Here is a 23,336-nt window from a genome sequence, read left to right on the forward strand (position 1 = left end):
ACTGCGTATTTGTTGTAGCGCACCGACGGCCAATATTGTTGCATTAACGAACCTCCAGAAGCTCAGATAGCACAACCCTCACCAAATCTAGAACTCTAAGAGCTTCGTCCTTGGACGTTGGTGTATGGGTTGACACGCTTGATCGCGTATACACAGAGCGAACGAACGCACCTAACGCTTCATCGATCGCGCTGGTGGCATCTTCCGTAGTTGCTGACTTATTCCTTGCAACGTCACGACTCCTGAGAACGTAGCGAACCTTCTGCTTCATTGTGGGGCCGTGCGTATCCTTCTCTTGCTTATAGCCTTGGACAGCAATGACATCGCCGTCCGGAGCAAGGTGGTCGAGAGTCTCTCGAAGCGCCTCTCTCAAATCAGTGGCTGGCCCTCTCCAAGATAGCCTCTCAGTCTGAGAGAGATCTATGAGCGCCTGCTCATACGACATCGCTGCACTGGGGAGAAGCGCTCGAAGTGTTGATACAATTTTGGTATCAATATTTTGCCTGCCGCTCACCACGGATCGAACCGGAGCTGAAACCAAACGACTGTCTAGCAAGACAAGGTGCTTCTTAAGCTCTTTGAGAGTTTCCTTGTACTTATTTGTAGCTGAGTTCTTGTGACTCAGCTGAAGCAGTTGTTGCATAAGGGAATCCACGCTAGCGATGTGCGACCCGTCTCCCGTGTTGTCCTCAACCAGTGGCCTTACTTTCTCGAAGTAGCTTTCAGCGAGAGACCGCAACCTCCCTCGATGTACTTTCGAGTGAATTTGAGGGCCTGGAGCAGCATTAATCGCTTTCCGCTCAACCTCAATTTCCGCCAGAACTGATGTCACATGCGACGGCATCAGTCTTCGCCGGGAAGGTTGTGCGCAACAAGGTTGTGACCAACGGCGTTGAGTTTGTATTCGCCGCGACCTACCGACTCGAAGTATCCAGATGCTTTAGCGTCGATCAGGACTTGCGGCATACGCGTCGGTAGTTTGTATCCCGCCTGTTTAAAGTACTTTTCTAGGTCAGCGGACGAAACGGTTTCCTTCTGTTCTTCGGCATTTGCCAGTTCTTTCAAATAGTACGCAACCACGCAAGCCATTTGCTTCACAGAGTTTGGCTTCTTTTCGTCTTTAAATGAACGAATATCAACTCGTAGCGCTGCCTTGGCAGGCGCCTGAGGAGAGGAAGACGTTGGCGCCGATTGATCGACCTCGGTTGGCCTGTCCGAGGAACCAGCTTCTTTGGGTGCCGGCCCACTGGAAATCTTCAACTGACGACAAACCGCAAGCATCGCTGTTTCCCGTGAAGCTTCGTCCAACGGCTCCAGCGCTTCCAAAAGAATATCGATAGCTTTTCCCAGCGACATTTTTTCGGTACTCATCATGTGTCTCCCGGTTTTTATGAATGGCCTAGTTCCGGAGCTGAGTCGCGACGCAAGGTAGTGTCGGCTCCATCTATTTTTTGGCGTGCGTTTGCGCGCCCTACGGTGATGCGTTCAATGTTTATTCCGCCCCCGCACCACGCCCAACTTCCGCGTAACGGTATTCCTCCCCAACCCCAACTTCTCCGCCGCCTGCTGCCGATGCCCCTCGGTATGGTCCAACGCGGTCTCCAGCAAAACCTGGTCAAAGCGTTCACGCAGGGTCGCGTGCAGGGTGGCGTCGCCGCGGGCCAGGGCCTCGCGCACGGCCTGGGCCAGCGGACGGGTCCAGTCACCGGGGTCGTTCGCCGGCCCGCTGCCGCGCAGCGCATTGCCCAGGTCCCGCGGGGTGATGGCTTCGCCCGGGGCCAGGGCCGCCAGGCGCCAGCACAGGTTCTCCAGCTCGCGCACGTTGCCCGGCCAGTCGTGCGGCTGCAGGCGCTTCAGCGCCTCGGGATGGAAGCGCTTCGCGGGCGCGCCCAGTTTCTTTGCGGCCTGTGCCAGGAAGCGCGCGGCCAGCGCCGGCACGTCGCCCTTGCGCTCGCGCAGCGGCGGCAGCTGCAGGCGCACCACGTCCAGGCGGTGCAGCAGGTCGGCGCGGAAGCTGCCGTCGCGCACCTTGGCGTCCAGGTCCTGGTGGGTGGCGGCGATCACGCGCACGTCCACCTTGATCAGTTCGCGGCCGCCCACGCGGAAGAATTCGCCTTCGGCGAGCACGCGCAGCAGGCGGGTCTGCAGGCTGGCGGGCATGTCGCCGATTTCGTCCAGGAACAGGGTGCCGCCGTCGGCCTGTTCGAAGCGGCCCACGTGGCGCTTCTGCGCGCCGGTGAAGGCGCCGGCTTCGTGGCCGAACAGTTCGCTTTCCAGCAGCTCGGCCGGGATGGCCGCAGTGTTGAGCGCGACGAAGGGTTTGCGCGCGCGCGGTGATTCGCGGTGCAGGGCGCGCGCCACCAGCTCCTTGCCGGTGCCGGTTTCGCCGGTGACCAGCACCGACAGCGGCGCCTGCGCCAGGCGGCCGATGGCGCGGAAGAGTTCGCGCATGGCGGGGCTGTCGCCCAGCAGCTCGTTGCCGATTTCCGGCGCGGCGCTGGGCACGGGCGCGTCGCGCTGGGGCAGCGCGCGTTCGGCCAGGGCCACGGCCTCGTCCAGGTCGAAGGGCTTGGACAGGAACTCGTGCGCGCCGCCGCGGAAGGCGCCGGCGGTGCTGGCGATGTCGGTGTAGGCCGACATCACGATCACGGGCAGGTCGGGGCGGCGGGCCTTCAGCGCGTCGAGGAAGGCCAGGCCGTCCATCTCGGGCATGCGCACGTCGGTGAAGACCAGGTCGGGGGCGGGCTCGTCTTCGAGGGCGGCCAGGGCCTGGCGGGCGCCTTCGAAGCCGGACACCGCGTAGCCGGCGTCGCGCAGGGCTTCGACCAGCACGAAGCGGACGGCGCGGTCGTCGTCGATGACCCAGAGGCGGGAGGGGGTGGTCATCGGCCCAGTTTGCACCAAACCGGTGCAGATGGAAGGGCTTGGGGGACGCGAATCCGGCTTCAGGCCGGGCCGCTGGGGGCTAGGCGAACTCCACCTTCGCCATCAACGCCATGGCCAGCGCACGGCTGTCCGGCCGGCTGCCGATGAAACGCGACCCGGTGAATACGGCGCTGCCGAACGTGGCGTCGTCCCAGCGGCACTGGTCGAACACGGTGCGTGGCCACTGCACGGCGACCAGGCGGGCGCCGCTGAAGTCACAGCGAGTGAACGTGGCCTCGCCGCTGGTGCAGCGCGACAGGTCGGCGCCGCGGAAGTCGCAGTCCACGTAGTGCCCGCGCAGCAGCGACCGTGCCAGCTTGGCGCGAACGAAAGTGCAGCGCTCGAAGTGCTTGCCGAGGTTGCTCTCGATGGCACTGTAATCGAAGCGACAGTCGATGAACGTGGCCTGCGCGAGTTGACCGCCGCGGCCATCGGTCGCAAAGGACAGATCGACGCGCTCGATGCGGCGGTTCGCGGGTGCGCCGGCGAGCGGCAGGTGGCGGAAGTCTTCGTAGCCGTCCACCTGGCCAAATGGCGACACGCAGGCGTGCGGGGGCGGCCGGCCCTGGTAGGCGGCCACCGGATCCATCGCTGAAAAGGCTCGGTCAGCGGCGGCCAGCGCCTCCGGGTGCCAGCGTGCCTTCAGTTCGGCGGTGGTGCTTGCCGTCAAAGCGTTCTCCTCGGGGGATGCTTGGTCAGCCTCGCGGCGTGCATCGCGCGGATGATGCGGTAGAGGTTGCCGTCGACGAAATCGGACGCCTGCTCGGTGTTCACGCGATGCACCATCACCAGGCCGTGCCTGGGATACACGCCCAGCATGTGGACGCCGACACCGGTGTGGTAGAACGACGGCCGCTCTTCGCCTGGCCCCGGCACCAGCACGTTCCAGAGTTGGCCGTAGGCCAGGCCGTACTCCGGTTCGATCATCGAGATCGGGCGCAGGCTGTCGTCCAGCCACTGCGACTGCAGCAGTTGGCGGCCCTGCCAGCGCCCGTGGTCGAGGTAGAGCTGGCCGAACAGTGCGAGGTCGTGCGCGCTCAGGCGGAAGTGGTAGGCGCCGTAGCGCGACTTTTCCGGCTCCAGGCGGCGGAAGCCGTCGGCGACTTCGGGCGGCGGCTGGCTGTCGTCGGTCCAGGCGTAGATGCGGGCCTGGTAGTCGAGCATGCCCAGCGGCGCGGCGATGTCGGCCAGGAAGGCTTCGTGGATGCCGCGGCCGGTGCAGCGCCGGTAGACCTCGCCCACGGCGTTGAAGTCCCAGTTGTTGTAGTAGAAGTACTCGCCTGGCGCGTGGCTGCCGCGCGCGGGGCGCTGGGACTGCATGCCTTCGCTCTCGGCCGCGGCGGGGTGGTAGATGCCGCTGCGTGACTGGAACAGCTGGCGCAGCGTGGCGGACTTCTCTTGCGCCGTCAGGCCGGGCGGGCGTTCGTCCAGGCCGAGTTCGGCCACGGTGCTGTCGCCGTTGAAGCAGGCGTTGCCTTTCTCCAGCTCAACGCCCACCAGGGCATGCAGCAGCGGCTTGCGGATGGAGTGCACCAGGCGCTTGCGGCGGATGTCGCCCCATTCGAAGAACACCTTGCCCTCGTGCAGCAGCAGCATGGATTCCGAACCGGACTCCGTCAGCAGCTGTTCCAGCGCTTTCAGGCCTTCGTCGGAATAGCCGGCCTGCGCTGGCGCGATGCGTTCAAAGGCGTCAGCTGCCGTGGCCGGCATCGCGTGCAGCAGGCAGTTCAGGAAGAACGCAAGAACCAGGGCCGGAACCCATCGCATGCTCGTGTCCTCTTTCAGGCCGCGCCGGCGCAGGCCGGCGGCAGGGCAGCCACACTATGCCATCGCCGGGCGGCTGGTCCCGGAGCGCTGGACCCGCTGGACGCGCTTCGAACGGCCCGCAGGCCGGCAATCCGGCGTAATGCCTTCTCATTCTGCCCGGCGCCGACGCGGTGGCGCAGGCGGTAGAGCCCATGCAACGCGGCGCAGGCATTGGCACATGTATTGCACCTTGTTCTCGAACGCCGGGCATCCCCGGCTACAGACAGGAGCAAGTCAAATGGGCGGCAAACATCACGACACACAGCGAAATTCCTCCGCGGGCCGGAAGCCGGCGACCCGGGACGACAGCCACTCGCCCAGGTAGGGCAGCACCACCGCCAACGGCGGCTACGCCGAGAAACACGGCCCGCGCGTGGACGGCGACGGCTGGGGCGAAGCGAATACCGGCCAGACCGGCAGCGACGGCGCCTCGGAGTCGGACGGCCACAAGGCCGGTGAGCGCAGCTTCGACGATGGCGTCGCCGACACGCCCGCGGACAAGGCCGCGCCTGCGTCCAAGCCGCGCGAGCCGGGCAAGAAGGAATCCACGAAGCCTGCCAAGTAGGACGATCGTTCGGACCGCTGCGGCCCGCTTTGATCCCGGTTTGTGGGTTCGCCAGTGGCTCAGCCCACGAACCGCCGCAACGGCGTATGCCTCACGAAAACCTGATACGTCAGCAGGCACAGCCCCAGCGTCGCACCCAGTCCCACCACGAACTTCAGCGGCCACGCCCAGTCCCGGTCCATCAGCAGGTACTGGATCGCGAACAGCAGCGGCAGGTGCAGCAGGTAGGTCCAGTACGCGCTTTGCGCCAGGTAGCGCATCACCGCGCTGGGCCGGTCCAGCAGGCGCTGCCCGGCCCACAGGCACAGCAGCGTGCCCCACACGCCGAGACAAGCCTCCAGCGCGGCCAGTGGCCACGACGCGGAGGCGTACGCCGCCGCGGCGTCCCGCTGCTTCATGCCCCACAGGAAAGCGACGTAGGCCACACCACACGCCAGCGCCAGCCACGGCACGAAGGGCCGCAGGGTCTGCAGCCAGTCCGCCCGCGCGTGCACGCCGGTGCCCAGCGCGAAGAACGCACCGTAGTAAACGAGGGCCCAGAACTGCGGCAGCACGCTTTCCGGCGCGGGATGCGGCGCGGTGACCGAGGCCAGTGCTGGCACCAGCAGCAGCGGCAGGCCCAGCAGGATCCACAGCGGGCTGCGCAGCAGCAGCGCATCCAGCCACCGTCCCGCCTCCAGCGTGCGCGCCACCCAGTGCAGCAGCGCGAACAGCAGCAGGTAGTACAGGAACCACAGGTGCGCCGTGCCCAGCGGCGCATCGGGCGCATCGGGCATGGCCAGCCACTGGCGCACCATCGCCAGCAGCGGCGACGGGTGCTGGACGTTTTCGGCCGCCCACACCACGCCGGCCGACAGCGATAGCCACACCAGCGGCCACGCCACCAGGAAGGGCAGCAGGATGCGCCGCACCCGCTGCCGCGCCAGCGCCGCGCCGCCGCGCCGCGCGATCACCCAGGCCGCGAAGAAACCCGCCACCAGGAAGAACAGCGGCATGCGCACCAGGTGCAGCGCCCAGGCGACCCCATCCACCGCCGGCGACATCTGCCGGTCGGCGGTGGGAAAGATGGGATGCATCAGCGGGCTGTAGGCCAGCATCGCGTGGAAGGCCACGCCCGCCAGCATCGCCAGCGCGCGCAGGTGATCCATGTAGTGCAGCCGCTCGCTGGCGTCCTGCATCGCGGTGGCTTCAGTAGAACGCGGGCTTGCGCGCGTGCACCCAGGCGGTGGCGGCCAGCACCACCGCGCTGAGCACCACCAGCACCGCCAGCAGCCCGGTCGCTTCCGGGGTCCACACGATCGCGTCGCGGGCCACGTGGGTGCTGATGCCCGGCACCTGGCCCAGGCCCATGATGTAGGGGTTCAGCAGCACCATGGTGCCGATCATGGTGAACGTCACCCAGCCTTCCGACTCCACCGACATGGCCACGGCCAGCGACACGCTGAAGGCGAACAGCACGTAGCCGAAGATCAGCAGCGCATACACGAACAGCCCGTCGGGCAGCGGCGTCATCAGCACCACCGCCACCGTGCCGCCCGCGATCAGCAGGAAGGGCACCGCGAAGGTGAGCAGGTTGCCGGCCAGCTTGGCCACGGTGAAGTCCAGCGGCGACACCGGCAGACTCATCACGAAGGCCAGGGTCTTTTCCTTGCGCTCGGTGACCAGCGAGGTGGCGATGGAAAAACACGCCACCGACACCATCACGATCAGCAGCATCAGCGAGCCCACGTAGAAGGCCCAGGGCCTGGCCAGGCCCAGGAAGGCCAGGGCCACGATGCCGGCCAGCACGTACAGCGCCAGCTGTTTCTGGAACAGCTGCCAGTCCTTGGCCACCAGCAGCTTGATCACGGGAAGGTTCAGGCTCATGCCACGGCTCCGGTACGCACGGCGGTGATGAAGATGTCTTCCAGGTTCATCGGGTCGGTGCGCTGCACCTGCAGGCCCTGGGCGGCCAGGCGCGCCGGCAGGTCGTCGTTCCAGGTGCGCACCTTGACCTCGACCAGGCTGCCGTTGGCGCGCGCGCTGGCCACTTCCGGCCAGGCGCGGATGGCCTCGGGCAGGGCGCCCTGGCACATCACGCGGCGCCAGCTGTCGAGGAAGCTGTCCTTGTCGGCCGAGGCCACCAGCCGGCCCTGGTGCAGGAAGCTGATGGTGTCGGCCAGCTGTTCGATGTCGTGGGTGTTGTGCGAGGAGAACAGCACGCTGCGGCGTTCGTCGCGCAGCACGTCGGCCAGCGCTTCCAGCACTTCGATGCGCGCGACCGGGTCCAGGCCGGTGGTGGGTTCGTCCAGCAGCAGCAGGCGCGGGCGGCGCGCCAGGCACAGCAGCAGCAGGGCCTTCACCCGCTGGCCGTGCGAATAGCCGTGCAGCGCCTGATCAACGCGCAGGTCGAAGCGCCTGATCAGTTCGCCCGCATAGGCCTCGTCCCAGCCCGGGTAAATGCTGCGCACCAGGTCCATGTGCCAGCGCAGGCTCTGGCCGCGGTACAGGCGCATGTCCTCGGAAGCGAAGCCGATGTCGCGCTTGGCCGCGACCTGGGCCTGCGGCAGGCGGTGGCCCAGCACGTCCACCGTGCCCGCGTCGGGCGCGGCCAGGCCGGTGAGCAGGCGCAGCAGCGTGGTCTTGCCGGCGCCGTTGGCACCCACCAGGCCCATCACCTGGCCTTCGGGCAGCTGCAGGGTGACGTCGTGCAGCGCGAAGTCGGGGTAGCGCTTGGCGATGCCGCTCAGCGAGAAGGCCGGGGTCATGGCGTGTTTCCTTTCGGAGTGTCCGGGGTGGCGGAAGGCGCCGGGTCGGCGGCGTCATCGATCAGGCGGTGCAGCTGCGCGCGGTCCAGGCCCAGGCGGGCGGCGCTGGCCAGCACCGCGGCCAGCTGCTGCTGCAGTTCCAGGTGCATCAGGGCGCTGGGCAGGTCGCTGCGTTCGGCCACCACCGAGCCCTTGCCCTGGCGGGTGGCGATGACGCCGGCGCGCTCGAGCTCTTCGTAGGCCCGGCGCACCGTGATCACGCTGACGCGGCTGGCCGCGGCCAGCTCACGGATCGAGGGCAGGGCCTGGCCGGCCGCCCAGTCGCCGGCCATCACCTTGGCGGTGATCTGGTCGACGATCTGCTGGTACATCGGCCGGGGGTCGCCGGTCGACAGGAACAGGTCCATGCCGGGGCTGCTGTGCTTATTGGATATGCACAGCATGCACAGTCATGGAGCCGGATGCAAGTCCCTCGACTCTGCGGGTTAGGACGGGTCCGGTGCCGGCTCAGGCTCGTCGGGCACCGGAATCAACAGGGTGAACACGGTATGCCCCGGCCGCGAGCGGTAGCTGAGCGAGCCGCGGTGTTCGCGTGCCACCTGCTGGGCCAGCGGCAGGCCCAGGCCACTGCCTTCCGCGCGGCCGCTGACCAGCGGCAGGAAGATGCGTTCGGCCAGGTCCTCGGGCACGCCGCGGCCGTCGTCGGCGATCTCCACCCGCACGACGAGTTTGTGCGCGGCGTCGCCGATCAGCAGGTGGTGCTCGGCGCGGGTGCGCAGCTGCACCGTGGTGGCGCCGGATTCGAGCGCGTTGCGCACCAGGTTCCAGAGCGCCTGCGACAGCCGGTCGGCATCGCCGGGGAATTCGGGCAGCGAGGGATCGAAGTCGCGCGCGATGCGGATCGCCCAGCCGGCCTCGGCCTCGGCCAGCTGGCGCACGCGCTCTAGCACGGCATGGATGTTGGTGGCGCTGAAGTCGCGCGGGGGCGCCGGGTTGAGCAGGCGATCGACCAGGGCCGCCAGGCGGTCCACCTCGCTGCCGATCAGGTCCACCAGTTCGCGCGCGTCGTCGCCCTCGACACGGCGGCCCAGCAGCTGCGCCGCACCCTTCAGGCCGGCCAGCGGATTGCGGATCTCGTGCGCCAGGCCCTTGAGCGCGGCCGACAGCGCGGCCGGCAGCGCGGTGGCCGGATCTTCGCCGGGGAATTCTTCGGCCGGGTGCGCTTCGATGCGCAGCCCGCCGGCCTCATCGCGCGCCAGCCACAGGTCGGCGAAGCGGTCGGCGTTGCCGGGGAAGGCCAGGCGTGCGCGGCGCACGCGCATGGCGTCACCGGTGTCCGAAAGCCGCGGCAGCAGGCTGGCCAGCCGGCCCGCTTCGGCATCCAGGTCGGTCAGCGGCTGGCCCAGCAGGCGGCGAGCGCTGACGCCCAGCCAGCTGGCGAAGGCGGGATTGCAGCCCAGCAGCAGGCCGTCGGCATCGGCCCAGGCCAGGGGCGTGGCCAAGGTGTCGGCGGTCGGCGGCACGGGTTCGGTCATCGCGCCAGCCTAGCGCAGGCACGGGGCGCTCGGCCTCAGTCGGGGAATCGCGGGGCGGGGAAATCGAGCGAGGCCAGTGGTTCGGGCAGGTCGTCGGGCAAGGGCACGCCCAAAAAATCCAGCCAGGCCGGGTCACCCGCCCCACACGGGTCCGGCCTGGCCGGTCGGCAAAACGTCCACGCGGCCAGCAGCGGCGACGGCGCCGGGCGCGGGAAGCGCGGGTCGCGCACTTCGTGGCAGTCCACGGGCCGCGGTTCGAACTCGAAGGTCTCGCGGCAGCTGTCGTCGTCTGAAATCACGGCCGTCCGGCATCGTCAGGGTCGCTGAGCGATAGCAATTTCCAGGCCAGATCGCGCAGGCCGCCGTGGCGCGGGATCGCGCGTGCCAGACGTGGCGCGGGCGTTGCACCGTGCCCGAATTCGGGTTTATTGCCCGATCCTTCGCGGTCTCAGGCCAGCGGCCATTCGACGACGAAGCAGGCGCCGCCGCCGGGGCGGTCTTCGTAGCGCAGCTCGGCGCCCTGGGCGCGGGCGCGCTGGCGCGCCAGGGCCAGGCCCAGGCCCGTGGCCACCTCGCCCTCGCTGGGCCGCGCCGACAGCGGCGCAAACCGCCGGAACAGCGCGGGCTGCTCGGACGCGGGCACGCCCGGGCCGCGGTCCATCACCTCCAGCCGCGCGCGGCCCTGCGAGGCGCGCAGCACGATGTCCACCGCGCTGCCGGCCGGCGCGTACTTGAGCGCGTTCGACAGCAGGTTGGCCAGCACGTGGCCCACGCCCGTGGGCTGGGCACGCACGCTCAGGCTTTCGTCCAGGGCCAGGTGCACCGGCATCTGCCGCTCCTGCGACTGGCGCTGGTGGGCGGCCACGGTGTCGCGCACCAGCGGTGCCAAGACGACCGGGGCCGCCGGCTCGCCGTGGGCTTCTTCGGCGCCCTGCTCCAGCACCGCCTGCAGGAACAGCAGGCCGGAGTTGGCGGCGCCGCGCGCGGTGCGCGTGAGCTGTTCGCGCGCGTCGGCGCGGTCGGCCGTTTCCAGCAGGTCCAGGCCGAACAGGATGTTGCCGAAGTGCTGGCGCAGGTCGTGCGCGATCAGGTCCAGGCCTTCCTGGCGTTCGCGCGCGAGCCGCTGCTGCACGGCCAGCAGCGCGCCCTGCTCGCGCTCGGCGCGCTGGGCCTGCTCCATTTCGGCGCGGGCGCGCTGCGCTTCCTCGGCACGGCGGCGCAGGCGGCGCAGCGCCAGCAGCACCGCGGCGCCGGCCAGCAGCGCCAGGCCGTTGGCACCCAGCACGGTGATGCGGTTCTGCCGGATCATCTGCGTGCGCTGCTCGCTGCGCTGGGCCAGCAGCTGCTTCTCGCTGTCGGCCATGTCTTCCAGCAGCACGCGCATGGACTCGGCGTTGTTGCTGGGCGGCGCGCCGTCGAATTCGGTTTCCATCTGCGCCTGCGCGGCCGGGTCGCCGGCCTCGGCGCGCTGCTTGATCGCGATCACTTCGTCGGCGCGGCGCACGCGCGCACGGTGCAGGTCCTCGATGCGGTCCAGTCGCGCGCGCTGGGCGGCGTTGTCGCCCACCAGCGCGTGCAGCTGCTGGTGCGCCTGCTCCATTTCCACCAGGGTGCGGCGGAAGGTGGCCAGGCTTTCGGGATCGCCGCTGAGCAGGTAGCGCAGGATCGAACTGTCGCGATCGCCCAGCACGCCCCAGTAGCGGTTCACCTGTTCCAGCACGCGCTGGGTGTGGCTGACCGACGCGATGGAATCGGCCAGGCGCTGGGTGGTGCGCAGCGAATAGATGGAACTGCCCAGCGCGATGGCCAGGGCCAGCGCCGACAGCAGGATCAGCCACCCGCGCTGGCGGCTGGCGGCGGCCGGCGTGTTCACAGGCCGTAGAGCTTGCGCTTGCGGTACAGCGTGGACAGGTCCACACCCAGCGTGCGCGCCGCGGCGTCCAGGGTGTCGCTGGCCGCGAGCACGGCCGCCATGTGCCGGCGCTCGACGTCTTCCAGCGTGGCACCGGTGTCGTACTCGACCGGCGCAGCGACCGGTTCGAGCAGCAGCTGCGACGGACCGATGCTGGCTTCGTTGCCCAGGATCACCGCGCGTTCGATCACGTTCTGCAGCTCGCGCACGTTGCCTGGCCAGGCATAGCCGCGGATCTTGGCCAGGGCCGCGGGCTGCAGCCGGCGCGCGGGCCGGCCGTGGCGGCGGGCGAAGCGCTGCAGGAAATCCAGCGCCAGCGGCTCCAGGTCTTCGGGTCGTTCGCGCAGCGGCGGCAGCGTCAGTGCCACCACCTTGAGCCGGTAGTACAGGTCGGCGCGGAAGCGGTTGGCGGCCACCGCCGCGGCCAGGTCGTGGTTGGTGGCGGCGATGATGCGCACGTCGGCGCGGCGCGTGCCGGGGTCGCCGATGCGCTCGTAGGCCTTGTCCTCGATGAAGCGCAGCAGCTTGGGCTGCAGCGCCAGCGGGAAATCGCCGATCTCGTCCAGGAACAGCGTGCCGCCGTCGGCGTGGCCCACGCGGCCCACCGTGCTCTGCGCCGCGCCGGTGAAGGCGCCGCGCGCGTGGCCGAACAGTTCGCTTTCCAGCAGCTCGGGCGACAGCGACGGGCAGTTGACGGTGGCGAACGCGGCGCCGGCGCGCGCGCTCCAGTCGTGGATGCAGCGCGCCAGCAGGCCCTTGCCGCTGCCGCTTTCGCCCAGCACCAGGATGTTGGCGTCGGTCTGCGCCGCGCGCCGCGCCGAGGCCAGCAGCGCCTGCATGGCCGGATTGGCCGAGGCGAATTCGCCGCCGCTGTCCTCGCGTTCGCTCTCGAGCGTGGTGACGCGGTCGACCAGGCGGCGGGTGTCGAGCTGGCGCGCGACGGCCAGCTGCAGCTGCGCCGCGGAACAAGGCTTGATCAGGTAATCGGCGGCGCCGGCGGCGAGCGCGGCCACGGCGTCATCCACCCTGGCATGCGCGGTGAGCATCACCACCGGCATGCGCGGCGCCAGCTCGCGCAGGCGCGGCAGCGCCTCGGCGCCGTTGTCCAGGCCCAGGTTTCGGTCCAGCAGGCACACATGGAACGGCAGGCTGGCGGCCAGCGCCAGGCCCTGCGCCAGCGTGTCGGCCACGGTGACCTGGTGGCCGGCGGCCTCCAGGCAGTAGCGCAGGTTGTCGAGCAGGTCGCGGTCGTCGTCGATGGCGAGGACGCGGCCAGCGGGAGCGGGACTCGCTTCAGGCACGGTCGGGATCTCGGGGCGCGGCGCGCGCGGCGCCGCTGCGGGAGGCCAGCATCCTTGAGGCGGGGGCGGGCGTCAACGCGAGGCGCCGGCGTTTGCCGTATCACCCAGCCCGGAAATATCGACTTCGAATTGCTGGCCGTCGAGGGCCCGCTGTGCGATGGACCACCGCTTCCCGTCCGCGTCTTCGGCGACCGGATAGCCGGGCAAGCGCAGCGCCAGCCAGGCCTCGTGCGGAGTCTGTCCACCCTCCGCCAGCCGATGTGCGGCCAGCAGCAGGCGCAGGGACGCATAGGCGTCGAGGGCACGAAGTGCCTCCTGCTCCGGGATCTGCCGTCGTGACTGTTCGTGACAGGACGCCGGTGCGGCGTAACACGCCAGCTGGCCCGGCGTGATTAGGTCGCGGTTCGCCGGAGTCCGGCCCGCCTCCATGTCATCGACTGCGGCTTGCCCGCAATAGGCGCTGAACTGCTGCGCGTGCCAGGCTTTACGCAGCGGCTCATAGATGCCGAACCACTCGTGCAGCCAGCGATCAATGCGTGGCTTCGAGGGATACATGCGTGCGGCCAGCTGGTAGTAATGCTCAAACAATGCATTACGGTCGCGCATGGCGTTGCACAGGATGTAGTCCTCGGCTTCTACAGGCCTCAGGGCCTCCGTACAGGCAGGAGGCAAGGGTTGCGCGGGATGCGCCCGACGGAGATCCAGGACCAGTTTGCCGGCCCGCTGGATATTGACCGTCAGTCCGAAGTGGGCAGTCGCGACGTCGGTGTCGGCCCTGAACCGTCGCAGCGTCGCCATCTGCCGGCAGGCCAGCTCCAGGGACTCGCCGACCCGGCCGTCGGCACCGGCCAACGCGGCGCGTAGCGTGACCAGACCCATGCCGTTGAATTGCAGCGAGTCCACCGGTGCGGAGCGCGGAAAAAGATTGCTCAGATGGTCTGCCGACAGCGCGCGGTCCATCATCTCCAGCCGGCCTGCCTCCTGCTCCAGCAGGGCGCGGACCGGACCCACCTTGCCACGCACCGTGTCCAGGCAGCTCGCGTTCACGTCGCGCATGCACTCGAGCGCTCCATAAGCCGGCGGCGGTCGAGCGCCGTATTTTTCCTTGGCTGCGAAAGGATAAGGCCGGAAGTCGGGGCGTCGCGTTGACACCGCCGCCAGCTCCATCCGGCGGTTCCAGTCCTGGAAATGGCTGATCTCCTCGGCCATCGCGGCGTCGACCTGCCCGGGTGATACCTGGTAGTTGGCCAGGGCCAGCCACTTGAACGCGTTCTCGCCCTCACGCGGTGGCAGCGGCTGCATCCACCGGAGCGCCTCGCGCTGCGCCGGACCCATGGCGTGCCAGCGGAGCAGCTGGAATCCGCCCAGCAGCAGCAGGGGCACCATCAGGCACACGATCGGCAACCGCCACGTCGAAGGCAGCCTCACCGTCCGCCCCCCACGGCGCGGTAGCGGATCCGGAGTCCGGATTCTTCGCCCTCGCGGGGCTTCTTCAGCGTCAGCAGCAATTCGCCGGTGGATGTATCCAGGCGCACGTCGTATCCGGGAGACGCGGCCGCGGCGGCCAGCGCCTTATCCTCCAGTTCGCCTCCCGCCGCAGCTTGCGCGGCTAGCAAAACACGCAGGGTGGCAGCGCTGTCGAGCATGCGCGCCTGATAATCCACGTACGACTGCGTGGCGATGTCGAGCAGGATGCAGTCGAGCACGGCCGCAAAACACTGCCACGTTCCAGCGATTGGCTCATGGGCTCGCGGCGGAGGGAGGTGGCCATCGAGGACCTGCCGGACATAGTCCTGGCTGCAGTAGGTCGACGCGCTTCTGGCAAGCCACACGCTCATCAGCTTGCGGTCGCTCAGCAACAACCGCGCGATCACGTCACGCGGATTCCAGCTGGCGGCAAGCGCGGCCGCCATGCGTTCACGGGTCGCGGAATGGATCCGGAATTCGCCGCGGATGGACGGGCACGCCAGGGCCGCCTGCGCCAGGACCGGGCGCAGCGCCTCGTCGCATTCGGCGGGCAGTGGCAGGGCTGCATGCTCCCGGCGGATATCCAGCAACAGGCTGGCGGCACCCTCGGCCAGCGCGTCGCCGATCATCTTGTCCAGCAGGTGTTCCGGACGACCGGCGATCCGCCTCGCGCCGGCAAGCGTGCGGCAGGCTCGTGACAGCGCCTGCGGTACGCGGTCCTGCACCGCATCCAGCGCCGCCTGGTTCAAGGGCAGCCGCAGCAGGGCATAACTAACGAACGGCGTGTCCCATGACGGGGGATAGGGGTTGCGCAAATGGTCAGCGGCCAGCGCGACGTCCGCCCTTGCCAACGCGTCGGCGTGCTGCCGCAACCAGACCTCGGCCACGCGTGGCGACGTCCGGACCATCTGGAGGCAACCAAACTCCCGCAGACTGCACGTCCCCTCCACCATGGGCGGCGTTTCGCGGTAAGGGAAATGACCTGCGACCTGGAGGTGCTGTTCGGTGTCTTCCCAGCTCGCGAAGTTGTCTTGCTGCGGATCAAACATGACCTCGCGAAGGCCCTCTGCGTGCGCCGCTTTCGGGTCCGCCAGCCAGGCCTCGAACGCCCGCACGTCTTCGCCCACCACCCGCTCGCGCTGTTCCAGGGGAATGTCCCGGTCCGCGAGTGCAAGGGCCGCGAATCCACTGCGACCTTGCGAAGGACGCTCGTCCACCTGCATCGTCGCCAATGCTTCGCGGTCCGCGTCATCCACCGCCAGCCAACGCAGGACGTGCACCGTTAGCAGCGCGGCCGCGAACAGGGCCAGAGGCACCAGCACGATCCACTTCAGTCGCTTTCCCATGCCGTTCCCTGTCGACTCGAGCCTGGATGCTACCGACGCCAATCCGCGCCGACAATAAAAACGGCCCGGGTTTCCCCGGGCCGTCGGCATCCCACGTGTCTCTGGGGGAGGGTCAGATGCCGTAGTACATCTGGTATTCCAGCGGGTGCGTGGCCGCGCGGAACTTGGTCACTTCCTGCATCTTCAGCGCGATGTAGCCGTCGATGAAGTCGTCGCTCATCACGCCGCCGGCCTTGAGGAACTCGCGGTCCTTGTCCAGCGCCTCGAGCGCCTGGTCGAGCGAGTGGCAGACGGTCGGGATGTTCTTCTCTTCTTCCGGCGGCAGGTCGTACAGGTCCTTGTCGCTGGGCGCGCCCGGGTCGATCTTGTTCTTGATGCCGTCCAGGCCGGCCATCATCAGCGCGGTGAAGGTGAGGTAGCCGGAGTTCATCGGATCCGGGAAGCGGATCTCGATGCGGCGCGCCTTCGGGTTGGACACGTACGGGATGCGGCAGGACGCCGAGCGGTTGCGCGCCGAGTAGGCCAGCATCACCGGCGCCTCGAAGCCCGGCACCAGGCGCTTGTAGGAGTTGGTGGTGGAGTTGGCGAAGGCGTTGATGGCGCGCGCGTGCTTGAAGATGCCGCCGATGTACCACAGCGCCATCTGGCTCAGGCCGCCGTAGCCGTCGCCGGTGAACAGGTTGGTGCCGCCCTTGGCCAGGCTCTGGTGCACGTGCATGCCGCTGCCGTTGTCGCCCACCAGCGGCTTGGGCATGAAGGTGGCGGTCTTGCCGTTGCGGAAGGCGACGTTCTTGATGATGTACTTCATCATCATCAGCTCGTCGGCCTTCTTCACCAGCGAGTTGAACTTGGTGCCGATCTCGCACTGGCCGGCGTTGGCCACTTCATGGTGGTGCACTTCCACTTCCTGGCCGGCGGCCACGAGCAGCTTGCACATCTCGGCGCGGATGTCGTGCAGGGTGTCGGTGGGCGCGACCGGGAAGTAGCCGCCCTTCAGGCCCGGACGGTAGCCGCTGTTGCCGCCCTCGTACTTCTTCTTGCTGTTCCAGTGCGCTTCCTCGGAGTCGACCTCGAAGAAGGTGTGGCCCATGTCGTTGGCGAAGCGCACCGAGTCGAAGATGAAGAACTCGGGCTCGGGACCGAAGTAGGCCTGGTCGGCGATGCCGCTGGCCTTGAGGTAGGCCTCGGCGCGCTTGGCGACGCCGCGCGGGCAGCGCGAGTAGCCCTGCATGGTGGCCGGGTCGAGCACGTCGCAGGTCAGGATCAGGGTCGGGTCGGCGGTGAACGGGTCGAGCACGGCGGTGTCCGGGTCCGGCAGCAGCACCATGTCGGACTCGTTGATGCCCTTCCAGCCCGAGATGGACGAGCCGTCGAACATCTTGCCGTCCTCGAACAGCGAGGGCTCGATGATCGACACCGGGAAGGTGACGTGGTGCTGCACGCCGCGCACGTCGGCGAAGCGCAGGTCCACGAACTCGACGTCGTGGTCCTTGATGAGTTTTTCGATGTTGGCGATGGACATGCGGGCAGCTCCGGGAGAGAAGGGATGCCTGAGGGTTGCAAGGGGCGTGCCAGTGGGCTGGCGAGGGTAAGCGGTTGATTAAACGATCTTTTCCCCTAAGCCGGGAGAAGCGCTGCACTGTTGTGGTGCATTCTGTGGCGTGATTTGCGCTGCTTTAGGGATTTGTCTCGGCAACGAGTGAAGAGGAAATAGGAACTAGTGAAGGGCCAAGACCCCGCTCCCACTAGTTACTAGTTCCTAGTTCCCATGTTCCTGGTTCCTCCCCCCCACCCCGTATCATCCCCACCACCCAACCTCCACCGGCCCGCCCTTGAACGACCTGCTCTCCGCCCTCCTGCTCGGCCTCATCGAGGGCGTCACCGAATTCCTGCCCATCTCCAGCACCGGCCACCTGCTGATCGCGCAGCACTGGCTCGGCGCGCGCTCGGATCTGTTCAACATCGCCATCCAGGCCGGCGCCATCCTGGCCATCACCCTGGTCTACCGGCAGCGGCTGTGGCAGCTGACGACGGGGCTGGCCGATCCGGCGCACCGGCTGTATGCGATGAAGATCGCGGCGGCCTTCCTGGTCACGGCTGTGGTGGGCCTGCCGGTGCGGCTGCTGGGCTGGGAGCTGCCCGAGACCGTGACGCCGGTGGCCTGGGCCCTGGTGATCGGCGGCGTGTGGATGCTGGTGGCCGAACGCATCGCCGACCGGCGCCCACCTTCGGACAACCTGACCTGGACCGTCGTGGTCGCCGTGGGTCTGGCGCAGGTGCTGGCCGGCGTGTTCCCGGGCACTTCACGGTCGGCGGCGGCCATCTTCATGGCCCTGCTGCTGGGCATGAACCGCAAGCCGGCCGCGGCCGAATTCGTTTTCCTGGTCGGCATCCCGACCATGTTCGCGGCCACTGGCTACGCGATGATGGAAACCCTCAGCGAGGGCCGCGCCGGCGAGGAAGACTGGGCCAGCCTGGGCATCGCCTTCGCGGCGGCCACGGTGACGGGCTTCGCCACCGTGCGCTGGCTGCTGGGCTACATCTCGCGGCACCGCTTCACGCCCTTCGCCTGGTACCGCATCGGCCTGGGCGCGGCGCTGCTGCTGGGCCTGCCGGCCGGCAGCTGAGGCGGGGCGGCCCTTGCGGCCGACCCCGCATGTTCGCGGTCAGCTGAGCGGATAGCCCAGCCGCACCGCCACCGGCGCCAGCCGCGCGAACTCGGCGCCGAACGCATCCGCGTACTGGCGCCAGTGCCCGGTCGGGAAGCGCATGCCGGTGCCGAACACCGCGGGCAGCGGCTCGGGCAGGCCCAGCGTGTTCTCGATCACGGTGGCCGCCTCGGCCGGCTCCAGGTCCAGTCGGGCCAAGGCCACGCGATCGGGATGGGCATCGCGATGGTCGGCCAGGGCCTCAAAGCCGTGGGCCAGCCAGTCGGCCGCATCGGTGAGCACCGGCGAGACCAGGTAGTTCTGCAGGCTGCCGTGGATGATCCAGTTAAGGAAGGCGTCGCGTGGGTCGGTGACCAGGGCCAGCACCTGGGCACCGCCGAGCGCGGCCAGGGTGTAGCCGTCCAGGTGCGGCAGCCAGTCGACCGTGTTGGCCGGGTCCAGGCCATTGGCCACCAGGGCCTGGGTCCAGCGCTCGGCGGTGCCGGCTTCCGGGTGGCCGGGCGCGTAGCGCAGCAGGCCGAAACCGTCGCCGCTGTTCTGCGCGCCGATGCGGTCCAGGCGCAGGCGCGGGCCAAGGGCTTCCTTGGCGGTGCGCAGCACGAATTCCGCGCGCACGCCGACCGGCGACCACAGCAGGGTGCCGGGGATTTCGCCGGCCGGGGCGCGCTCGGCGCCCTGCGGGGTCGGCGGCGGCAGCGCGCCGGTGATCACGTCCTGCAGCATCTCGCGCCAGCGGGCGGCGGCTTCGGCATGGCGGCCCAGCGCGTCCAGCGCCACGCCGGCCCAGCCCTGCATCGCACGGCGGCGCTCGGGGTCGGTAAGTCCCATCAGGTGGCGGTCCACCCGTTCCAGCGCCAACGCCGGGTCCTTGGCCAGCTCGGCCTGGATCATCACCACGGTGCTGATCTGCAGGCCGGGATCCAGGGCCAGGCCGCGCTCGGCATAGAACTCGGCCAGCGCGGTGTCGCCGCGGGTGCGGTGGTAGTCGGTCAGCAGCTCGAGCGCGCCGACGCTGTCGGGATTGCGGTCGAGCCAGCGGTCCAGCAGCTCCTTGGCGTCTTCCTGCAGCTGGCCGACCAGGTTCAGCCGCACCATCCACAGCAGGTCGTTGCCGGGCGAAAGCTCGAGTGCGCGTTCGATGATGGCGCGCGCCTCGTCGGTGCGGCCCTGCCGGTGCAGCAGGGCCGAGGCCGAACGCAAGGCCGCGACGTGGTCGGGGCGGTGTTCCAGCACGGCCAGGAAATCGGGCAGGGCGTCGTCCTCGCGGCCGGTGCCGGCCAGGATCTCGGCGCGCAGACCGCGCGCGGGCAGGTCGCCGGGCAGCTTGGCGATCAGCTCGTCGAGCACGGTCACGGTCTGCTCGGCCTTGCCCTGGCGGCGGCGCGCCTCGGCCAGCGCACGCAGGGTGTTGGGCGCGCGCGAGGTGTCCAGCGCCAGCGAGTTCGACAGCGCCTGCTCGGCGAAGCTCCACATCTTGCGATTGAGGAAGGCCATGCCCAGCGCCAGCTGCGCCGCGGCCAGGGTGGGGTCGGCGGCGGAGGCGGCGGTGAAGCAGCGCATCGCGCGCTCGCCGTCACCCTGGGCCTGGGCCAGGTAACCTTCGGCCACCAGCACCTGCGGGTGCTCGCCGTTCACGCGCTTGGCCAGGCGCAGGTTGCGCTCGGCTTCGGCCAGGTCATTGCGGCCCAGGGCCAGGTGCACCAGGGTCACGTAGGCGCCCAGCTGGTTGGGGTCCAGGGCCAGGCTCTGCTTGAGGCCTTGCAGCCCGGCATCCACCCGGCCCTCGGCCAGGTCCAGCGAGGCCAGGCTGAAGTGGAACGCGGCCTGGTCGGGGGCCAGCCCCAGGGCCTGGCCGAAGGCGGCGCGGGCGCCGGCCAGGTCGCCGCTGCGCTGCAGGCAGACGCCGTGCAGGTGGTGGGCGACGGCATTGTCGGGCTGTTCGGCCACGGTGGCGCGGGCGGCGGCGAGGGCCGCGGCGAGGTCGCCCTGGCGCAGGGCCTCGGTGATGTTGGCGAGCATGGGGAGTCTTCGGTTAAGCGGAAACCGGGATTGTACCGCGAGCCTCCGCCCCGGCCGCGGCTTCCAGCCGGGCAGCCACCCAGCGCTCGGCGTAGCCCCGCAGATCGGCGCCTTCCAGGAAGCCGCAGTGGCCCCCGAAGTCGGCGATCTCCAGGTGCGAGTGCGCCGGCAGCCGCAGCTGCGGGAAGCCGTCTACCGGGATCACCGGGTCGTCGCGCGAGGCCAGCACGCTCACCGGCACCTGCAGGCCGGCCAGGCGCTCGCCGGCCACGGCATAACCGTCGAAGTAGTCCTCGACCCCGCCCATCGTGGTGTGGCGCTCGACCAGCCAGTGGGTCAGGCCGCGCATGTCGCGCGCCAGCACGGTGTCGTCGAAGTCGTGGTGCTGCGGGAACAGTGCGCGCTTGCGCTGCAGTGAGCCGCGCCACTTCTTCATGAAGTACCAGTTGTAGAACGCCGGGCCGGATTCCAGCTGGCGCATCACCGCCGACGGGTCGATCGCCGGGCACACGGCCGCGGCGTGCAGCAGCGGGATGCCGGCGGCCGGCGCCGACAGCGCCAGCCGCAGCGCGAAGTTGCCGCCCAGCGAATAGCCCGCGGCCATCATCGGCCGCGCCGGGAAACGCCGCGCCACTTCCGCCGCCGCCTGCACCACTTCGGCCAGGCGGCAGGAATGGAACAGGCCTTCGTTGAGGTGGTGGGTGTCGCCGTGGTCGCGGAAATTGAGCCGGAACACCTCGAAGCCCTTGGCCAGCAGCGCCGCCGCGGTGTGGCGCATGTAGCTGGACTCGCTGCTGCCCTCCCAGCCGTGCAGCAGCAGCACCAGGCCGCGCGCGGCCTGGCCGGGCACCTGGCTGTGGAAGCCCTGCAGGCGCACGCCGTCCTCGACTTCGATGATGTGCTCTTCGGTGCGCGCGCCGAGGCGCTGCAGCGCACGCTGGCCGGCCACGCGGCGCAGCGGCATTGAGCTCAGCACCGACTGGAGGTGCGGGTTGCGCAGCCAGCGCGGCGGCCGGTACGCGCCGACCACCGGTCAGCCCGCCATGGCCGCGATGATGCGCTCGCGGCAGGTTTCGGCCATGCGCCGGCGGCCGTCCTCGCTCGAGGCCACGGGCTCAAGGAAATGCACCTCGGCCACGCGCCCGGGCTCGCCCAGCAGGCGCAGGAAGTTCTGCAGGAAGTTTTCCTTCTCGCCGAAGGCCACGATGGTCTGGGCGTCGCCGCGCAGGCCGTACTTCAGCGCCACCGGCTGCGCCGGCACGCCGGCCAGCACCGCCGGCTGGAAGATGCGCGCGTGGAAGGTGCCGATGGCGTCGCCGCGCGTGGTCTTGCCTTCCGGGAACACGCCCACCGCCAGGCCCTGCTGCAGCCGCTCGACCATGGCATGCATCACGCCGTGCAGCGAATCGTTGCTGCCGCGGTGGTGGTAGATGGTGCTGCCCTGGCTGGCGACCCAGCCCACCAGCGGCCAGCGCGCGATCTCGGCCTTGGCCACGAAGCCCATCATGCGCTGGCTGTGGATCAGCGTGATGTCGATCCAGCTGACGTGGTTGGCCACGAACAGCGCCGCGCCCGGCAGCGGCGTGCCGTAGCGCCGCAGGCGGAAACCGAACACGCGCATCAGGGTGCCCGACCACCAGCGGATCATGCGGTGGTCGAGCCGCTCGCCGCGCATTTCGATACGCGCCGACAGCGGGTTGATCATCACCAGGGTCAGCGGCAGGCCCACGCCGACGTGCAGCGCCAGCAGCGGCGTCCGCCAGAGATAGCGGAAAGGTCGGCGCCAGTCACGGCGGCTCGGGGAGGGCGTGGGGGACATGGGCCGGCATTGTGCCGCAGCCGGACCGAGTAAACACCCGACGCCGCGGTATCGGCCCAAGGAACGGGTTTGCAGCCGCGCCGCGCGCAGCGGCACGGGTTCAGGCGGCGCGACCGATCACCGCGGCGGTCATGCGCGAAATGCACACGGCGCGGCCTTGCTCGTCTTCGATGCGGATTTCCCAGACCTGGGTGGTGCGGCCGATGTGGATCGGCCGCGCGGTGCCGGTGACCACGCCCTGCGTGGTGGCACGCAGGTGGTTGGCGTTGATCTCCAGGCCTGCGGTCTGCTGCTTGAGCGCGGGGTCAAGGCACAGGTAACCGGCGAAGCTGGCCAGGGTTTCGGCCAGCAACACCGAGGAGCCGCCGTGCAGCAGCCCGAAGGGCTGCTTGGTGCGGGCATCCACCGGCATGGTGCCGCGCAGGAAATCGGGGCCCTGCTCGGTGATGCGGATGCCGAGACTTTCGGCGGCGGTCCCCAGCAGCATGCGGTTGATGCCGTCCAGGTCCGGACGCTGCTTGAACGGACCGCCGGCGTCCATGGCGGGGCTCAGCGGACGCGCATCAGGCCCGGACGGTAGGCGCTGGTGTAGCTCTTGCGCGCGTAGCCGGAGCTGTCGCCGTAGCCGCCGCCGGTTTCGCGGTTGCGGCGGCGGTGCATGCGGTCCACCAGCTCGTCGCGGCGGGCTTCGAGCCAGTCGGCGCGGCCGACGGCCGCCGGGTCGAGGCCGCGGCGAACGGCTTCACCCTGGCGGTATTCGCAGAATTCGTCGTAGGCCTCGATCTCGAACTTGAGTTCCTTCACGCACATCTCGATGGCGATGGCGTCGTCGAAGTAGCCCAGCACCGGCACGCTGTCGGGAATCACGTCCGACGGGTCGGCGAAGTACACCAGGGCCGACAGCACGCGCTGCTTGTCTTCCTCGGGCAGGTGCCAGCCGTCGTCGCGCGACATCGCGATCAGCGCGTCCAGGCGCTCCAGGCGCTCGGCGATGAAGTCGGGGACCTGCACCTTGTTGGCTTCGATCAGCAGCGTGGACGCGGCGGCGATGATCTCGTCGGCGCTCTTGTGGGCCGCGGTGGCGCGCGCCGCCTCGAGGGCCTTGGTGAAATGTTCCAGGTCGCGGTCGGAGAGTTCGAAGCTGATCGAAAGGGGCATGCGGGCGGGTCCGGCAGAGGATTTGCGAGAGCATGCAGCCTAGGCCGGGCGGGGGGCGGCGTCAATC

23 protein-coding genes are annotated in these 23,336 nt (G+C 69.1%); 2 read left to right on the forward strand and 21 right to left on the reverse strand.

Annotated features, from left to right (window positions below; genetic code table 11):
• Positions 1-43: 43 nt before the first annotated feature.
• From ACOQFR_RS07760 to ACOQFR_RS07780, 5 genes are all read right to left on the reverse strand, one after another.
• A complete protein-coding gene (locus ACOQFR_RS07760; RefSeq protein ID WP_421380402.1) occupies positions 44-643 on the reverse strand; it encodes a hypothetical protein in 600 nt (199 codons plus the stop codon).
• Between the two features lie 200 nt (positions 644-843).
• The gene (locus ACOQFR_RS07765) at positions 844-1,371 is read right to left on the reverse strand and encodes a hypothetical protein (RefSeq protein WP_421380405.1); all 528 of its coding nucleotides are present in this window, start codon (positions 1,369-1,371) and stop codon (positions 844-846) included.
• A gap of 114 nt (positions 1,372-1,485) precedes the next feature.
• A complete protein-coding gene (gene ntrC / locus ACOQFR_RS07770; RefSeq protein ID WP_421380408.1) occupies positions 1,486-2,886 on the reverse strand; it encodes a nitrogen regulation protein NR(I) in 1,401 nt (466 codons plus the stop codon).
• 79 nt (positions 2,887-2,965) lie between these two features.
• On the reverse strand, positions 2,966-3,595 hold the full coding sequence (locus ACOQFR_RS07775; protein ID WP_421380410.1) for a pentapeptide repeat-containing protein: 630 nt from the start codon (positions 3,593-3,595) through the stop codon (positions 2,966-2,968).
• A complete protein-coding gene (locus tag ACOQFR_RS07780) occupies positions 3,592-4,692 on the reverse strand; it encodes a serine hydrolase domain-containing protein (RefSeq protein ID WP_421380413.1) in 1,101 nt (366 codons plus the stop codon). The genes ACOQFR_RS07775 and ACOQFR_RS07780 overlap by 4 nt, the downstream gene beginning before the upstream one ends.
• A 412-nt stretch (positions 4,693-5,104) precedes the next feature.
• Between ACOQFR_RS07780 and ACOQFR_RS07785 the strand changes: the two genes are divergently transcribed.
• Complete coding sequence (locus ACOQFR_RS07785; protein ID WP_421380416.1) at positions 5,105-5,296, forward strand: hypothetical protein; 192 nt, start codon at positions 5,105-5,107, stop codon at positions 5,294-5,296.
• Between the two features lie 59 nt (positions 5,297-5,355).
• Here the strand turns inward: ACOQFR_RS07785 and ACOQFR_RS07790 are convergent, their stop codons facing one another.
• The 11 genes from ACOQFR_RS07790 to glnA form a co-directional block, all read right to left on the reverse strand.
• Positions 5,356-6,474, reverse strand: a complete 1,119-nt coding sequence (locus ACOQFR_RS07790; protein WP_421380418.1) for an acyltransferase family protein — start codon at positions 6,472-6,474, stop codon at positions 5,356-5,358.
• Positions 6,475-6,484: 10 nt separating this feature from the next.
• Positions 6,485-7,162, reverse strand: coding sequence for a hypothetical protein (locus ACOQFR_RS07795; protein WP_421380420.1), 678 nt, complete (start codon positions 7,160-7,162; stop codon positions 6,485-6,487).
• Positions 7,159-8,043 (reverse strand): ATP-binding cassette domain-containing protein, encoded by an 885-nt coding sequence (locus ACOQFR_RS07800; protein WP_421380422.1) that lies wholly within the window; start codon positions 8,041-8,043, stop codon positions 7,159-7,161. Before ACOQFR_RS07800 ends, ACOQFR_RS07795 begins: the two co-directional genes overlap by 4 nt.
• The gene (locus tag ACOQFR_RS07805) at positions 8,040-8,450 is read right to left on the reverse strand and encodes a GntR family transcriptional regulator (RefSeq protein WP_421380424.1); all 411 of its coding nucleotides are present in this window, start codon (positions 8,448-8,450) and stop codon (positions 8,040-8,042) included. The genes ACOQFR_RS07800 and ACOQFR_RS07805 overlap by 4 nt, the downstream gene beginning before the upstream one ends.
• 78 nt (positions 8,451-8,528) lie before the next feature.
• The gene (locus ACOQFR_RS07810) at positions 8,529-9,578 is read right to left on the reverse strand and encodes a two-component system sensor histidine kinase NtrB (RefSeq protein ID WP_421380426.1); all 1,050 of its coding nucleotides are present in this window, start codon (positions 9,576-9,578) and stop codon (positions 8,529-8,531) included.
• 35 nt (positions 9,579-9,613) lie between these two features.
• Positions 9,614-9,877: a hypothetical protein gene (locus ACOQFR_RS07815; RefSeq protein WP_421380429.1), complete on the reverse strand. Its 264-nt coding sequence runs from the start codon at positions 9,875-9,877 to the stop codon at positions 9,614-9,616.
• A 149-nt stretch (positions 9,878-10,026) separates the two neighbouring features.
• Positions 10,027-11,451 (reverse strand): ATP-binding protein, encoded by a 1,425-nt coding sequence (locus tag ACOQFR_RS07820; protein WP_421380431.1) that lies wholly within the window; start codon positions 11,449-11,451, stop codon positions 10,027-10,029.
• Entirely contained in the window at positions 11,448-12,791 is a 1,344-nt protein-coding gene (locus tag ACOQFR_RS07825) for a sigma-54-dependent transcriptional regulator (protein ID WP_421380433.1), read from the reverse strand. The genes ACOQFR_RS07820 and ACOQFR_RS07825 overlap by 4 nt, the downstream gene beginning before the upstream one ends.
• Positions 12,792-12,863: 72 nt before the next feature.
• The gene (locus ACOQFR_RS07830; protein WP_421380435.1) at positions 12,864-14,177 is read right to left on the reverse strand and encodes a hypothetical protein; all 1,314 of its coding nucleotides are present in this window, start codon (positions 14,175-14,177) and stop codon (positions 12,864-12,866) included.
• Positions 14,178-14,215: 38 nt separating this feature from the next.
• Positions 14,216-15,604: a hypothetical protein gene (locus ACOQFR_RS07835; protein ID WP_421380437.1), complete on the reverse strand. Its 1,389-nt coding sequence runs from the start codon at positions 15,602-15,604 to the stop codon at positions 14,216-14,218.
• A 112-nt stretch (positions 15,605-15,716) separates the two neighbouring features.
• The gene (glnA, locus tag ACOQFR_RS07840) at positions 15,717-17,126 is read right to left on the reverse strand and encodes a type I glutamate--ammonia ligase (protein ID WP_421380439.1); all 1,410 of its coding nucleotides are present in this window, start codon (positions 17,124-17,126) and stop codon (positions 15,717-15,719) included.
• A gap of 310 nt (positions 17,127-17,436) precedes the next feature.
• Here glnA and ACOQFR_RS07845 point away from each other — a divergent pair, with 310 nt between their 5' ends.
• Positions 17,437-18,231 carry an undecaprenyl-diphosphate phosphatase gene (locus tag ACOQFR_RS07845; RefSeq protein WP_421380441.1) on the forward strand — a complete coding sequence of 265 codons (795 nt, stop codon included), beginning with the start codon at positions 17,437-17,439 and terminating at the stop codon, positions 18,229-18,231.
• Between the two features lie 39 nt (positions 18,232-18,270).
• On the opposite strand, the gene ACOQFR_RS07850 is transcribed toward ACOQFR_RS07845, so the two are convergent.
• From ACOQFR_RS07850 to ACOQFR_RS07870, 5 genes are all read right to left on the reverse strand, one after another.
• Complete coding sequence (locus tag ACOQFR_RS07850) at positions 18,271-20,292, reverse strand: tetratricopeptide repeat protein (protein WP_421380444.1); 2,022 nt, start codon at positions 20,290-20,292, stop codon at positions 18,271-18,273.
• Positions 20,293-20,305: 13 nt separating this feature from the next.
• Entirely contained in the window at positions 20,306-21,322 is a 1,017-nt protein-coding gene (locus ACOQFR_RS07855) for a YheT family hydrolase (protein ID WP_421380446.1), read from the reverse strand.
• Between the two features lie 3 nt (positions 21,323-21,325).
• On the reverse strand, positions 21,326-22,111 hold the full coding sequence (locus ACOQFR_RS07860) for a lysophospholipid acyltransferase family protein (RefSeq protein WP_421380448.1): 786 nt from the start codon (positions 22,109-22,111) through the stop codon (positions 21,326-21,328).
• Between the two features lie 100 nt (positions 22,112-22,211).
• Positions 22,212-22,598 carry a hotdog fold thioesterase gene (locus ACOQFR_RS07865; protein ID WP_421380661.1) on the reverse strand — a complete coding sequence of 129 codons (387 nt, stop codon included), beginning with the start codon at positions 22,596-22,598 and terminating at the stop codon, positions 22,212-22,214.
• Between the two features lie 62 nt (positions 22,599-22,660).
• Positions 22,661-23,269 carry a YkvA family protein gene (locus ACOQFR_RS07870; RefSeq protein ID WP_421380450.1) on the reverse strand — a complete coding sequence of 203 codons (609 nt, stop codon included), beginning with the start codon at positions 23,267-23,269 and terminating at the stop codon, positions 22,661-22,663.
• Positions 23,270-23,336 lie beyond the last annotated feature (67 nt).

The organism is Arenimonas sp. MALMAid1274 (genome assembly GCF_049195245.1).
In the GTDB taxonomy this organism is placed as follows: Bacteria; Pseudomonadota; Gammaproteobacteria; order Xanthomonadales; family Xanthomonadaceae; genus Arenimonas.